At 69.1% G+C, this 14001-nt stretch carries 12 protein-coding genes; 11 read left to right on the top strand and 1 reads right to left on the bottom strand.

What is annotated here, in order from left to right; all coding sequences use genetic code 11:
- Positions 1-166: 166 nt before the first annotated feature.
- Positions 167-889 carry a cobalamin B12-binding domain-containing protein gene (locus tag RC1_RS10180; RefSeq protein ID WP_012567291.1) on the bottom strand — a complete coding sequence of 241 codons (723 nt, stop codon included), beginning with the start codon at positions 887-889 and terminating at the stop codon, positions 167-169.
- 491 nt (positions 890-1380) lie between these two features.
- Here RC1_RS10180 and bchF point away from each other — a divergent pair, with 491 nt between their 5' ends.
- Genes bchF through RC1_RS10125 form a run of 11 tightly spaced genes read left to right on the top strand, consistent with a single transcriptional unit; the run spans position 1381 to position 13997 of the window.
- On the top strand, positions 1381-1911 hold the full coding sequence (bchF, locus tag RC1_RS10175) for a 2-vinyl bacteriochlorophyllide hydratase (RefSeq protein WP_012567290.1): 531 nt from the start codon (positions 1381-1383) through the stop codon (positions 1909-1911).
- Positions 1908-3209 carry a ferredoxin:protochlorophyllide reductase (ATP-dependent) subunit N gene (locus RC1_RS10170; protein ID WP_012567289.1) on the top strand — a complete coding sequence of 434 codons (1302 nt, stop codon included), beginning with the start codon at positions 1908-1910 and terminating at the stop codon, positions 3207-3209. The genes bchF and RC1_RS10170 overlap by 4 nt, the downstream gene beginning before the upstream one ends.
- Before the next feature lie 4 nt (positions 3210-3213).
- Entirely contained in the window at positions 3214-4842 is a 1629-nt protein-coding gene (gene bchB, locus RC1_RS10165; protein ID WP_012567288.1) for a ferredoxin:protochlorophyllide reductase (ATP-dependent) subunit B, read from the top strand.
- Positions 4817-8572: a magnesium chelatase subunit H gene (locus RC1_RS10160; protein ID WP_012567287.1), complete on the top strand. Its 3756-nt coding sequence runs from the start codon at positions 4817-4819 to the stop codon at positions 8570-8572. Before bchB ends, RC1_RS10160 begins: the two co-directional genes overlap by 26 nt.
- Positions 8569-9480, top strand: a complete 912-nt coding sequence (gene bchL, locus RC1_RS10155; protein WP_012567286.1) for a ferredoxin:protochlorophyllide reductase (ATP-dependent) iron-sulfur ATP-binding protein — start codon at positions 8569-8571, stop codon at positions 9478-9480. Before RC1_RS10160 ends, bchL begins: the two co-directional genes overlap by 4 nt.
- Entirely contained in the window at positions 9480-10181 is a 702-nt protein-coding gene (gene bchM, locus RC1_RS10150; protein WP_012567285.1) for a magnesium protoporphyrin IX methyltransferase, read from the top strand. Before bchL ends, bchM begins: the two co-directional genes overlap by 1 nt.
- Entirely contained in the window at positions 10178-11611 is a 1434-nt protein-coding gene (locus RC1_RS10145; protein WP_012567284.1) for a BCD family MFS transporter, read from the top strand. The genes bchM and RC1_RS10145 overlap by 4 nt, the downstream gene beginning before the upstream one ends.
- 25 nt (positions 11612-11636) lie before the next feature.
- Positions 11637-12419: a photosynthetic reaction center subunit H gene (gene puhA, locus RC1_RS10140; RefSeq protein ID WP_012567283.1), complete on the top strand. Its 783-nt coding sequence runs from the start codon at positions 11637-11639 to the stop codon at positions 12417-12419.
- Complete coding sequence (gene puhB / locus RC1_RS10135; RefSeq protein ID WP_012567282.1) at positions 12416-13219, top strand: photosynthetic complex putative assembly protein PuhB; 804 nt, start codon at positions 12416-12418, stop codon at positions 13217-13219. Before puhA ends, puhB begins: the two co-directional genes overlap by 4 nt.
- Positions 13216-13683, top strand: coding sequence for a photosynthetic complex assembly protein PuhC (gene puhC, locus RC1_RS10130; RefSeq protein WP_012567281.1), 468 nt, complete (start codon positions 13216-13218; stop codon positions 13681-13683). The genes puhB and puhC overlap by 4 nt, the downstream gene beginning before the upstream one ends.
- A complete protein-coding gene (locus tag RC1_RS10125; RefSeq protein WP_012567280.1) occupies positions 13680-13997 on the top strand; it encodes a hypothetical protein in 318 nt (105 codons plus the stop codon). Before puhC ends, RC1_RS10125 begins: the two co-directional genes overlap by 4 nt.
- Positions 13998-14001: the final 4 nt, after the last annotated feature.

The following is a 14001-nucleotide window of genomic DNA, read 5'->3' as shown; positions in this document are numbered from 1 at the left end:
CGTTAAGGCTGGCGCATGCTCATTGGGGCATCGCGGACCCGGTTTGTCAAGCCAGCCTTACGTACACAAAAATTGACATTCGCCCTCCGGGAGCGAAGGACGGCGCGCGCACGACAAAAACGGGCGGTCTCCCGCCCGTTCCAACACACACCGGCAATGTCGGGTTTCAGCAGCCCGCAGGCATCAGGGCAAGAAGGTTCTGTGCCTGAACGGTTGCCTCCTGGCCGTTTCTCCCCATGATGTCGGCGCCCACGGCGGTCACGTACTCGGGGTGACCGTCGAACACGGGGCCGCCGACCAGGATGCCGACCAGGCGGTTGCGCGAGGCGCGCCGGACCGACCGGATGGCCGCGGCCATGGTGTCCAGGCGGCTGTCGCAGCTTGCCGACAGGCCGACCAGGGCGAACCACTCGCTGCGGACCAGGGTGGAGAGATCATCCCGCGAGGTGGGCATGGCCGTGGTCACGTCCCAGCCGGCGCGACGGAAGAACTCCGCCACCATCAGCAGGCCGAAGGAGTGCTGTTCCCCCGGCACCGTCACCAGCAGGATGCGCCGCCGCGGGTCGGGCCGGTCAGCCTCCCCCACGAAGGTGGTGCTCAGGCCCCGCAGCACCTGCTGAAGCCGGCACAGCCCCACCGTCACGTCGGCGAAGTCGCACATGTCATCGTCCCACAGGGACCCGAGATGGCGGGCCGTGGGGGCGAGGAGATCCAGGTAGATCGTGTCCAGGGAGACGCCCCGCGCCAGCCAGTCCTCAATGAAGGCCGTGGCCGCCGCGATATCGTTCTCAAGAATCAGGGACGCGAACCGGGCGACATCGACATCGCCGGGTGTGGAACGCTGACAGGCCTGTTGGCAGCAACAGGCAGTCAGCGAGGATTGCGACAATATTAACCGGGTGAACGATTCACTTCCGGCATTACCGCACAATGAAACGGGGTTTCCGTCGCAGTCGCCGTAGCGGGCGTCAGCAGACTTGGATGCCAGATTTCTGTCATCCGCGTCACTTCCGGCGTCCGGCCAAGCACTCCCTGCGGCGACCCATTCGACGGAGTCGTTCATTTTCCGCCCCCTGGCTGGGGATGATTGAAAGTACACCCGCGACCACGGCGGGGGCAAGACGATTCACCTCGCGTCACCCCTGGAGCACCCCGGGGCGGGCGCGCCTGAGTTATGCGAAACCGAAAGCGTAGGGAAGAGGGCCGCGACCATACGCCATCCTGACAGCAATCCACTGTCAACTCTAATTTACGTTCCGTCCTGTTGACACCCTGACCGTTCACGTCTAGCCTTCCCGGAAGACGGCAGAAGCGGGTCCGTTGCGTTCGTCGCGGACCTTCCCGGCCGGCAGAAACCCCCGGCGGGGGCAGGAGAAAGCGATGGATTTTCCACCGTTTGTGCATACCCGCGGGCAGCCTCTCTATACGCCTGAAGAGCGTCGTCGGCGGGATGCCTCGTCCTGGACGGTGGTACAGGGAGTGCTTGCCCCTGTCCAGTTCGTGGTCTTTCTCGTCAGCCTCGGGCTCGTGCTGCGCTATCTTGCCACGGGTGCGGGCCTGGAGGCGGCCACGGTCTCGATCGTGGTGAAGACCCTGGTGCTCTACACGATCATGATCACCGGCTCGATCTGGGAGAAGGTGGTCTTCGGCAAGTTCCTGTTCGCGCGTCCGTTCTTCTGGGAGGACGTGTTCAGCATGCTGGTGCTGGCGCTGCACACGGCCTATCTCTGGTCGCTCTTCAGCGGGTCGCTGGAGCCGGCCGGGCAGATGTATCTCGCGCTGGCCGCCTATGCCGCCTACGTCATCAATGCCGTGCAGTTCGTCTGGAAGCTGCGGCTGGCGCGCCTTGAGGGTGCGGCCGGCGGTGCTTCCGGTCCTGCGTCCGGTCAAACCGTGGAACAGCCCTCATGAGTGGTAGTGACGCCCTGACCGCCTCCGGGGCAACCCCGTTCGGGGGGTGCAGCACGGCGCCCGTGCTGCGCGAGCGCGGTCAGCACGAAGTCTTCTGCGGCCTGACCGGAATCATCTGGCTGCACCGCAAGATCCAGGACGCCTTCTTCCTGGTCGTCGGCTCGCGCACCTGCGCGCACCTGATCCAGTCGGCCGCCGGTGTCATGATCTTCGCGGAGCCGCGCTTCGGCACCGCGATCATGGAGGAAAAGGACCTCGCCGGCCTCGCCGACATGAACGACGAGCTGGACAAGGTCGTGGACCGGCTGCTCTCGCGCCGGCCGGACATCAAGCTGCTGTTCCTGGTCGGCTCCTGCCCGTCCGAGGTGATCAAGCTCGATCTCGCCCGCGCCGCCTCGCGCCTGTCGCGCCGGCATGCGCCGGACGTGAAGATCCTGGCCTATTCCGGCAGCGGCATCGAGACGACCTTCACCCAGGGCGAGGATGCCTGCCTTGCCGCCCTGGTGCCCTCCATGCCCTATGAGGAGCCGCAGGACCCGCCGTCGCTGCTGGTCGTCGGCGCCCTGGCCGAGGTGGTGGAGGATCAGCTCCGCCGCATCTTCGACGAGATGGGCGTCGGTCCGGTGAAGTTCCTGCCGCCGCGGCGGGCGGACGACCTGCCCTCGGTCGGCCCGAACACCCGCATGCTGCTGGCGCAGCCCTTCCTTGGCGACACCGCCCGTCTGCTGGAGGCGCGGGGGGCGCAGCGACTTGTCGCACCCTTCCCGCTGGGGGTGGAGGGGACCACCGCCTGGCTGGCCGCGGCCGCCCGCGCCTGGGGCGTTCCGGCCGAGCGTTTCCGCGCGGCGACGGAGCCGGGGGCCGAGCGCGCCCGCCGCGCCCTCTCCCGCCTGCGGACGGAGCTGGAAGGCAAGCGGATCTTCTTCTTCCCCGATTCCCAGCTGGAAATCCCCCTCGCGCGCTTCGTTTCGCGCGAACTGGGCATGAAGCTGACGGAAGTCGGCACGCCCTACCTGCACCGCCAGCATCTGGCGCCGGAGCTGGAGCTGCTCCCCGCGGGCGCCCAGCTCAGCGAAGGCCAGGACGTGGAACGCCAGCTCGACCGCTGCCACGCCGCCCGTCCCGATCTCGTCGTCTGCGGTCTGGGGCTGGCCAATCCGCTGGAGGCGGAGGGGACAGCGACGAAATGGTCTATCGAACTGCTCTTCACTCCGGTGCAGGGGTATGAGCAGGCGGCTGACCTCGCCGAACTGTTCGCCCGGCCGCTCCGGCGGCGTGCCCAACTCAAGGTGGCCTGACCCGATGCAGCTCACCGTCTGGACCTATGAAGCCCCTCCCCATGTCGGCGCGATGCGCATCGCGACGGGCATGGAGGGCTTGCACTATGTCCTGCACGCGCCGCAGGGCGACACCTATGCGGACCTGCTGTTCACGATGATCGAGCGGCGCGCCAAGCGCCCGCCGGTCACCTACAGCACGTTCCAGGCGCGCGACCTCGGCGGCGACACGGCGGAACTGTTCAAGACCTCGGTTCGCGAGGCCTATGAGCGGTTCAGGCCGCAGGCGATGATCGTCGGCGCCTCCTGCACGGCGGAGCTGATCCAGGACGATCCGGGCGGTCTCGCCCGGGCGCTCGCCCTGCCGGTTCCCGTCATTCCGCTGGAGCTGCCCGCCTACCAGAAGAAGGAGAACTGGGGCGCGGCGGAGACGTTCTACCAGCTTGTCCGCGCCCTGGCCGGCCCCCATGCGCCGCCGCCCGGCACGCCGCGCCCGGCCCGGGCGCCCGGCGTGCGGCCGCGCTGTAATCTGCTGGGCCCGACGGCGCTGGGCTTCCGCCACCGCGACGACGTGACGGAGATCACCCGGCTGCTGGGCCGCATCGGGGTGGACGTGCATGTCGTGGCGCCGATGGGCGCCAGTCCCGCCGACATCGCCCGGCTGGGCGAGGCGGACTTCAATGTCGTGCTCTATCCGGAGGTGGCGGGCACCGCCGCCTCCTGGCTCCAGCGCACCTTCGGCCAGCCGGCGACCAAGGTCGTGCCGATCGGCTTCGGCGCCACGAAGGACTTCGTGGCCGAGGTTGCCGGTCTGGCCGGGCTGGACCCGGTGGCGGCGCTGGAGTCGGCCGGCGGGTCGCGCCTGCCCTGGTACTCCCGCTCGGTCGATTCGACCTACCTGACCGGCAAGCGGGTCTTCATCTTCGGCGACGGCACCCATGCCCTGGCCGCGGCCCGCATCGCCACGGAGGAGATGGGCTTCGCCATCGCCGGCCTGGGCACCTACAGCCGCGAGTTCGCCCGCGACGTGCGCGAGGCCGCGCAGCGTTACGGCGTCGAGGCGCTGATCACCGACGATTATCTGGAGGTCGAGGCGAAGGTCGCCGAACTGCAGCCCGAGCTGGTGCTGGGCACGCAGATGGAGCGGCACATCGCCAAGCGCCTGGGCATCGCCTGCGCCGTCATCTCGGCGCCGATCCATGTGCAGGACTTTCCGGCCCGCTACTCGCCCCAGATGGGGTTCGAGGGCGCCAACGTGATCTTCGACACCTGGGTGCATCCCCTGGTCATGGGACTGGAGGAGCACCTGCTGGCCATGTTCCGGGAGGACTTCGAGTTCCAGGACGAGGCCGGCCCGTCGCACCTGGGCGGTATCGCGCCGGCCCGTCCGGCCGCTGCCGTCCCCCCGGCCGCCGATCCGGCCGCCGTCCCGCCGACCCCGGTTGCCGCGGCGCCTGCCGCTGCTGCACCCGCGGCTCCGGCCGGCGAGCTGGAGACGCGCTGGACGCCGGAGGCGGAAAAGGAACTCGGTAAGATCCCGTTCTTCGTCCGCGGCAAGGCCCGCCGCAACACCGAGCGCTATGCCAAGGACCATGGCATCGCGCTCATCACCGTCGAGACCCTTTACGATGCAAAAGCACACTTTGGCCGATAGCCGCACGCCCGTGCGCGTCGTCATCGTGACGCTCGACAACCACCTTGCAGGGTCGGTCGAGCGGGCGGGGCGGACTCTGGCGAAGGACATCCCCGGTCTGGCGCTCAGCCTGCATTCCGCTGCGGAATGGGGCGACGACCCGGAGGCGCTGGAGCGCTGCCGCGAGGACATCGCGCAGGGCGACATCATCATCGCCACCATGCTGTTCATGGAGCCGCACATCCAGGCGGTGATGCCGGCCCTGAAGGCGCGGCGGGACAACTGCGACGCCATGGTCTGCTGCATGTCGGCGGGCGAGGTGATGCGGCTGACCCGGCTGGGCCGCTTCAGCATGAGCGGCGAGGCCAAGGGGCCGCTGGCGCTGCTGAAGAAGCTGCGCGGGTCGCAGAAGGAAGGGTCCAGCGGCGCGGGCCAGATGGCCATGCTCCGCCGCATCCCGCAGATCCTGCGTTTCATCCCGGGTCCGGCCCAGGACGTGCGCGCCTATTTCCTGACGCTCCAGTACTGGCTGGCCGGCTCCGACGAGAACGTCGTGAACATGGTCCGCTATCTGGTGGACCGCTACGCCGACGGCCCGCGCGCCCATCTGCGCGGCACCCTGAAGGCCCAGGCCCCGGCCGAGTATCCGGAGATCGGCGTCTACCACCCGCGCATGTCCGGCCGCATCGCCGACAAGCTGGACAAGCTGCCGGCCCCGGGCAAGGAGACGACGGGCACGGTCGGCGTGCTGGTCATGCGTTCCTACGTGCTGCCGGGCAACACCGGGCACTATGACGGCGTGATCAAGGCGCTGGAGGCGCGCGGCCTGAAGGTCGTGCCGGCCTTCGCCAGCGGCCTGGACGCGCGCCCGGCGATCGAGCGATTCTTCATGAAGAACGGCCGCGCCGTGGTGGACGCGGTGGTGTCGCTCACCGGCTTCTCGCTGGTCGGCGGCCCGGCCTACAACGACTCCAAGGCGGCGGAGGAGATGCTGGCCGCCCTGGACGTGCCGTTCTTCGCCGCGCACCCGCTGGAGTTCCAGACGATGGCCACCTGGGCCTCGTCGGATCGCGGCCTGCTGCCGGTCGAGGCGACCATGATGGTCGCCATCCCGGAGCTGGACGGCGGCATGGGCTCCATGGTGTTCGGCGGCCGCCCCGGCGCTCTCGGCGTGCCCTGCGCCGGCTGCGAGCGCAAGTGCGTCGTCAAGGAGTCGGACAACGTCACCGACATGCACCCCTGCCCGGACCGTGCCGGCATGCTGGCCGCCCGCGTCGCCCGGCTGGTCGAGCTGCGGCGGGCCGAGCGGGCCCGGCGCAAGGTGGCGGTGGTCCTGTTCAACTTCCCGCCCAACGCCGGCAGCACCGGCACGGCGGCCTACCTCTCCGTCTTCGCCTCGCTGCACCGGACGCTGACGGCGATGCGGGCCGAGGGCTACACGGTCGATGTTCCGGCCACCGTCGAGGAGTTGCAGGACCGCATCCTGAAGGGCAATTCCGAGCGCTTCGGCACCGATGCCAACGTGCATGCCCGGGTCGCCGTGGACGATCATGTCCGCCGCGAGACCTGGCTGCGCGAGATCGAGGCCCAGTGGGGGCCGGCCCCCGGTCGGCTGCAGACCGACGGCCGCTCCATCCTGGTGCTGGGTGAGCAGTTCGGGAACGTCTTCGTCGGCATCCAGCCCGCCTTCGGCTACGAGGGCGACCCGATGCGGCTGCTGTTCGAGAAGGGCTTCGCCCCGACGCACGCCTTCAGCGCCTTCTACCGCTGGCTGCGGGAGGACTTCCGCGCCAACGCGGTGCTGCATTTCGGCACGCACGGCGCGCTGGAGTTCATGCCGGGCAAGCAGACGGCGCTGTCCGCCTCCTGCTGGCCGGACCGGCTGATCGGCGACCTGCCGAACATCTATCTCTACGCCGCCAACAACCCGTCCGAGGGCACCATCGCCAAGCGGCGCTCGGCGGCGACGCTCATCAGCTACCTGACCCCGCCGATCGCCCATGCCGGCCTCTACCGCGGCCTGCTGGACCTGAAGGGGTCGATCGAGAGCTGGCGCGGGCTGGCGCCCGACGCAGCGGAGGACCGCACCACCCTGATCGAGGTGATCCAGGCCCAGGCCGCGGCGCTGGAACTGGTGCCGGCGGAACCGGCCTGGACCGGGGAGGAGGCGGACACCCGCGTCCAGGCCCTGACCGAACAGGTGCTGGAGCTGGAATACACGCTGATCCCGCACGGGCTGCATGTCGTCGGCGAGCCGCCGTCGGTGGAGGAGCGGGTGGACCTGCTGCTCGCCATGGCCGAGTCGACGCACGGGGCGACGCCCGCCCGCGCGGCCGTGGAGGCCCTGGTCCGCGGCAGCGAGCCGGAGGAGGCCCTGGCCATCGGCGGCGAGGCGCGCACCGAGGCGAACCTGACGCTGTTCCGCGAGCTGGCCTCGTCCGACCGCCTGCTGGCGGTGGACCATGAGCTTCCCGCCATCCTGCGCGCGCTGGACGGCCGCTACATCCGCCCGACCCCGGGCGGCGACCTGCTGCGCACGCCGGCCATCCTGCCGACCGGGCGCAACCTGCACGGCTTCGACCCGTTCCGCATCCCCAGCGCCTTCGCCGTGGCCGACGGTGCCAAGCAGGCCGCGCGCCTGCTGGAGCGTCATGCCCAGGAAGGGCACGGCCTGCCGGAGAGCGTGGCCATCGTGCTGTGGGGCACGGACAACCTGAAGTCCGAGGGCGGCCCGATCGCCCAGGCGCTGGCCCTGCTGGGCGCCCGGCCGCGCTTCGACAGCTACGGCCGCCTGTCCGGGGCGGAGCTGATCCCGCTCTCCGAGCTGGGCCGGCCGCGCGTGGACGTGGTGCTGACCCTGTCGGGCATCTTCCGCGACCTGCTGCCGTTGCAGACCCAGATGCTGGCCGAGGCCTGCTATCTGGCCGCCGCGGCGGACGAGCCGCTGGAGATGAACCTGGTCCGCAAGCATGCCCTGGCCTATCAGGAGAAGCATGGCTGCGACCTGGAGACGGCGTCCCTGCGCGTCTTCTCCAACGCCGACGGCACCTATGGCGCCAACGTCAACCAGCTTGTCGATGGCGGCGTCTGGGACGACGAGAACGAGCTGGCCGACGCCTACACCAAGCGCAAGTGCTACGCCTATGGCCGCTCGGGCAAGCCGGTGCGCCAGTCGGCGATCCTGGAGAGCGCGCTGGGTGACGTGGCCCTGGCCTACCAGAACCTGGACTCGGTCGAACTGGGCGTGACCACGATCGACCAGTACTTCGACAGCCTCGGGGGCATCAGCCGCGCCGCCAGCCGCGCGCGCGGCGGTACCGTCCCCGTCTATATCGGCGACCAGACGAAGGGCGAGGGCACGGTCCGCACGCTCTCCGAACAGGTCGCTCTGGAGACCCGTACCCGCATGCTGAACCCCAAATGGTACGAGGGGATGCTGAAGCACGGGTACGAGGGCGTGCGCCAGATCGAGGTGCACGTGACGAACACCATGGGCTGGTCCGCAACGACGGGCCAGGTGGCGCCCTGGGTGTACCAGCAGCTTGCGCAGACCTTCATGCTGGACGAAGAGATGCGTGAGCGCATGGCGGCGCTCAACCCGAAGGCCTCGGCCCGGGTCGCCAACCGCCTGCTGGAAGCCTCCCGCCGCAGCTACTGGACTCCGGACGAGAAGATGCTGGAGGCGCTGCGCGAGGCGGGTGAGGCGCTGGAGGATAGGTTGGAGGGTATCAACGAAAGGGCGGTCGCATGAGCTCCGTGTTGGAGAGACCCGCTGCTCCCGCGATCCTGCCGTCGCGGCAGGACGGGGAGGGCAGCGTGCAGGTGAAGATGGACCCGAATCTGAAGATCGGGACCGCGCGCGTGTTCTCGGTCTACGGCAAGGGCGGGATCGGCAAGAGCACCACGTCGTCGAACCTGTCCGTGGCCTTCTCGAAACTCGGCAAACGGGTGTTGCAGATCGGCTGCGACCCCAAGCATGACAGCACCTTCACGCTGACCAAGAAGCTGGTGCCGACGGTCATCGACGTGCTGGAGTCGGTGAACTTCCATTCCGAGGAACTGCGGCCCGAGGACTTCGTCTATCCGGGCTACAACGGCGTCATGTGCGTCGAGGCGGGCGGACCGCCGGCGGGCACCGGCTGCGGCGGCTATGTCGTCGGGCAGACGGTGAAGCTCCTGAAGGAGCACCACCTGCTGGAGGATACCGACGTCGTCATCTTCGACGTGCTGGGCGACGTGGTGTGCGGCGGCTTCGCCGCACCGCTGCAACATGCGCAGCGCGCCCTGATCGTGGCCGCCAACGACTTCGACAGCATCTTCGCCATGAACCGCATCGTCGCGGCCATCCAGGCGAAGTCGAAGAACTACGAGGTCCGGCTCGGCGGGGTGATCTGCAACCGCAGCGCCGCCACCGACCAGATCGACAAGTTCAACGCCGCCGTCGGCCTGAACACGCTGGCGCACCTGCCCGATCTGGACGGCATCCGCCGCTCGCGGCTGAAGAAGTGCACCGTCTTCGAGATGGAGGACGAGCCGGAGCTGGAGCGTGCCCGCCAGGAGTATCTGCGCCTCGCCGCGACCCTGCTGGCGGGGACGGAGCCGTTGGCCCCCGCACCCCTGCGCGACCGCGACATCTTCGACCTGCTGGGGTTCGACTGATGGAGAACGCGACCTATCTGGAGCGGCGCGAGGCCATCGAGACCTATTTCGACCGCACGGCGGCCGATGCCTGGTCGCGGCTGACCTCCGATGCGCCGGTCAGTCGCGTGCGCGCGACCGTGCGCGCCGGGCGCGACCGGATGCGGGCGACGCTGCTGTCCTGGCTGCCCCAGGATCTGGCCGGCCGGCGCCTGCTGGACGCGGGCTGCGGCACCGGCATGCTGTCGGTGGAGGCGGCGAAGCGCGGCGCGCATGTCACGGCCATCGACATCTCGCCCACCCTGGTCGGGCTGGCCGGCGAGCGGCTGCCGCACGATCTGGGCGTCGGCCACATCGACTTCCGCGTCGGGGACATGCTGGACCCGGCGCTGGGCCGGTTCGACCATGTCGTCTCCATGGACAGCCTGATCCACTACGAGGCCGCCGACATCACGGCGGCCCTGGCGAAGCTGGCGGCCCGCACCTCCGGCTCGATCGTCTTCACCTTCGCCCCGCGCACGGCGGCGCTCACGGTGATGCATGCGGTGGGCAAGCTGTTCCCCCGCGGCGACCGGGCGCCGGCCATCGTGCCGGTCGGTGAGCAGACCCTGCGACGCCTGATCGCGGCCGAGCCGGGGCTGAAGGGCTGGCGCTGCGGGCGGACGGAACGGATCGTCAGCGGCTTCTACACCTCGCAGGCCATGGAGCTCGTCCCCGCATGAGCCGGTTGTCCGACAGGATCGCCCGGAACTGGACGAAGGTCGGTCCGCAGTTTCTGCCGTTCGCCGACGCGGCGACGCCGGAGCTGCCGCTCGGCCGTCTGCTGCGACTGGCCCTGTTCCAGGTGTCCGTCGGCATGGCGGTGGTGCTGCTGAACGGCACCCTGAACCGCGTCATGGTGGTCGAGCTGGGCGTGCCCACCTGGCTGGTCGCGCTCATGGTGTCGCTGCCGCTGATCTTCGCGCCGCTGCGCGCCCTGATCGGGCACCGCTCGGACAACTACCGCTCCGCCCTGGGCTGGCGCCGCGTGCCGTTCATCTGGTTCGGCACGCTGCTGCAGTTCAGCGGCTTCGCCATCATGCCGTTCGCGCTGCTGATCCTGTCGGGCGACACGACGGGGCCGCTGATCGTGGGGCATATCAGCGCGGCCCTGGCCTTCCTGCTGGTCGGCGCCGGCCTGCACACGACCCAGACCGCCGGTCTGGCGCTCGCCACCGACCTTGCGCCGGAGCATGTCCGGCCGCGGGTGGTGGCGCTGCTCTACGTCATGCTGCTGCTGGGCATGGTCGGCAGCGCCCTGATCTTCGGAGATCTGCTGGAAGATTTCCGGCAGGTCCGGCTGATCCAGGTGATCCAGGGCGCCGGCGCCCTGACGATGATTCTGAATCTTGTGGCCCTGTGGAAGCAGGAGCCGCGCGATCCGTCGCGCACGCGGCCGGATCGGCCGCGTCCCTCCTTCCGCGAAAGCTGGCGCGCGTTCCGCGGCCAGGGCCGCATCCTGCGCATCCTGATCACGGTCGCCCTGGGGACGACCGCCTTCAGCATGCAGGACATTCTTCTCGAACCCTATGGCGGGCAGGTGCTGAAACTGTCCGTTGGCCAGACCACGGCGCTGACGGCGCTGATGGCGGGCGGCACGCTGGGCGGTTTCGCGCTGGCGGCCAACCTGCTGGCCCGCGGCATCGAGCCCTTCCGGTTGGCCGCGCTGGGCGTGGTCATCGGTCTGCCCGCCTTCTCGGCGGTGATCTTCTCCGACCCGTTCGGGTCGGTGAACCTCTTCCGTCTGGGGACTGCGTTGATCGGTCTCGGTGGCGGGCTGTTTTCCGTTGGTACACTGACGGCGGCCATGGCCCTGGCCCGCGACGGCCACAGCGGTCTTGCGCTGGGGGCGTGGGGGGCGGTTCAGGCCACTGCTTCGGGCGTTGCAATCGCCCTGGGCGGTGCGCTCCGGGATCTGGTCACGGGCTTTGCTTCGCAAGGCCTGTTAGGGCCGGCGCTGACGGGTCCCGCCGTCGGCTACGGTGTCGTCTACCACATCGAACTCGCTCTTTTGGTCGCAACCCTGATCGCCATGGGTCCCCTTGTCCGGTATCCGGACGAAACCCTGAAGCGGTCTTCCTCTCGGTTCGGTCTGGCGGAATTCCCCGGCTGATCGGAACCATCCTGCGGAGGTCATCATGCCTACCGGCGCCCTTACTGAATATATGGACGTTGCTCAAGTCGCCCTTTACGCTTTCTGGATCTTCTTCGCGGGCCTGGTCTATTACCTGCACCGGGAGAACAAGCGTGAAGGCTATCCTCTGGTCGCTGAAGACCGGACGAACGGCCGCGTGGTCGTGCAGGGCTTCCCGGCCGTGCCGCCCCCGAAGACCTTCACCCTGCGGAACATGACCACCTACCAGGCTCCTCCGGGCAACGTGGACGAGCGGCCGATTGCCGCTAAGCCGACCGCGCCCTGGCCCGGTGCGCCGCTGGCGCCGACCGGCAACCCGCTGGTGGATGGCGTCGGTCCGGCCGCCTATGCCATGCGCGAGGACGCGCCCGACCTGACGGTCCTGGACAAGCCGCGTATCGTTCCGATCCGCGTCGCCCCGGATCATCATGTCGATCCGCGCGATCCGAACCCGGTCGGCATGCGCGTCCTGGGTGCTGACAACCAGGTCGCCGGCGTCGTCCGCGAGCTGTGGATCGACCGCACCGAGCCGGGCGTCCGCTACCTCGAGGTCGAGGTTCCGGTGGCCGAAGGCACCCGCACCGTGCTGATGCCGATGACCATGCTGAAGATCAACGGCGCCCGCCGCGAAGTCCGCACGGGTGCGATCCTGGCCAGCCAGTTCGCCGACATTCCGGGCCTGAAGAACCCGAATCAGGTGACCAAGCTGGAAGAGGACATGATCACCGGCTACTTCGCCGGCGGCTATCTCTATGCGACGCCGGCCCGGCAGGAGCCGCTGATATGATGGAGCATGAGGACGAACCGGTGCGGGGTCTCCCCGCACCGCTTCCGTCGGGCGAAAGCCAGCTCTGGCAGGGTGGGCCGGACTGGCGGGCTCTTGCCCGCCGGGCCTACCATGTCCAGGCCGTCTCCCTCTACTTCGTGCTGCTGATGGCTTGGAGCGTCACCAGCACGTTGATGGACGGGGGTACGGTTGGTGCGGCGGCCAGGGGTGCCCTCTGGTTGCTGCCGCTTGGCGTGGCGGCTATCGCCATCCTCATTCTTCTTGCCTGGCTTTCTGCCCGCTCGACGCTGTTCACCGTCACCAGCCGCCGGATCATCATCCGGACCGGCGTGGCCCTCCCGGTCGTGCTGAACCTGCCCTACAAGGTGGTGGGTTCGGCCGGCCTCAAGGTCCATGCCGACGGCACGGGTGACATTCCGCTGTCGATTACGGGCAAGAACCGCGTTTCCTACATGGTGACCTGGCCCTATGTCCGGCCGTGGCGGATCGGGAATCCGGAGCCGATGCTCCGGGCCATTCCCGACGCCGCCGCTGTCGGCAGAATCCTGGCCGATGCCCTGGCGGCCGCCGCGGCTGAATCCGCGGCGCAGCAGCCGGCGAACGAGCAGCCGGAGGCGGTTTCGGCCGCCCCGGCTTCCGTTCCGGCCGGGGCGGGGCAGGGCGGCACGACCGCCGCTGCCTCCGAAACCGGGGCTGCGGGCGCAGTCGCGTCCGCCGGCGCCATGTCCACCGACACCACGTCCACCGATACCGACGAGCAGCCGGCCATTGCCGCTGCCGTGGGGAGTGCCCGGGCATGAACAGCACCCACGCCCGCCAGGTCTTTCCGAAGGTCGCCCTGTACGGGGCTGCGGGCCTTGTTCTCGTCTCGTTGATGGTGGCCGGGGCCTCCCGGCTCACCGATGACGGGGTGGTCGCCCTCCCGACCGGAGCCGTGACCGAGTCCCGGGCTCTCCGGTTCGAGGATCGCGCCGACGGGGGTGTGGCGATCTATGATGCGGCGACCGACGAGGTCGTCGAGATCGTCGCCCCCGGCACCAACGGTTTCATCCGCGGGGCGCTGCGCGGTCTCAACCGCGAGCGCCTGCGGCGCGACATCGGTGCCCGGCCCGCCTTCAACCTTACCCTGTTCGAGGACGGTCGGCTGCTGCTGATCGATCCGACGACCAACCGCAGCATCGACCTGGGCGCCTTCGGGCGGACCCAGACAGAGACGTTCGTGCGGCTTCTCACCGCCAAGGAAGGCAAGGAAGGTCAATCATGATCGAAGCCCCCATCGGCCCCCGCTGGCTGCCGCAGGGCTCCGTGATCGCTGACATCCCCTGCACGGTGGATATCGAGAACACCGCTGACAGCCTGCACGCCCATGTAGAACTCGAGGGAGTGGAGGTCGGCCCCGGCGACACCCTGCTGGTGCACGGGGCCCCGACCGACATCGAATTCGGGCACAAGGGGCTGCATCAATGCCGTGCCACGCTGATCCGTGCGAGCCTGTTCGAGCGCACCCTGATCCGCGTCGCGGCATATCTCGGGCTTACTGAACTGTACGAAGTCAGCTTTTCCCCCGGGAGGGTATGAGACA

Source organism: Rhodospirillum centenum SW, assembly GCF_000016185.1.
GTDB lineage: Bacteria > Pseudomonadota > Alphaproteobacteria > Azospirillales > Azospirillaceae > Rhodocista > Rhodocista centena.
Note: the sequence above shows the minus strand (reverse complement) of the source record. Positions and strands in the feature narration are given on the sequence as shown.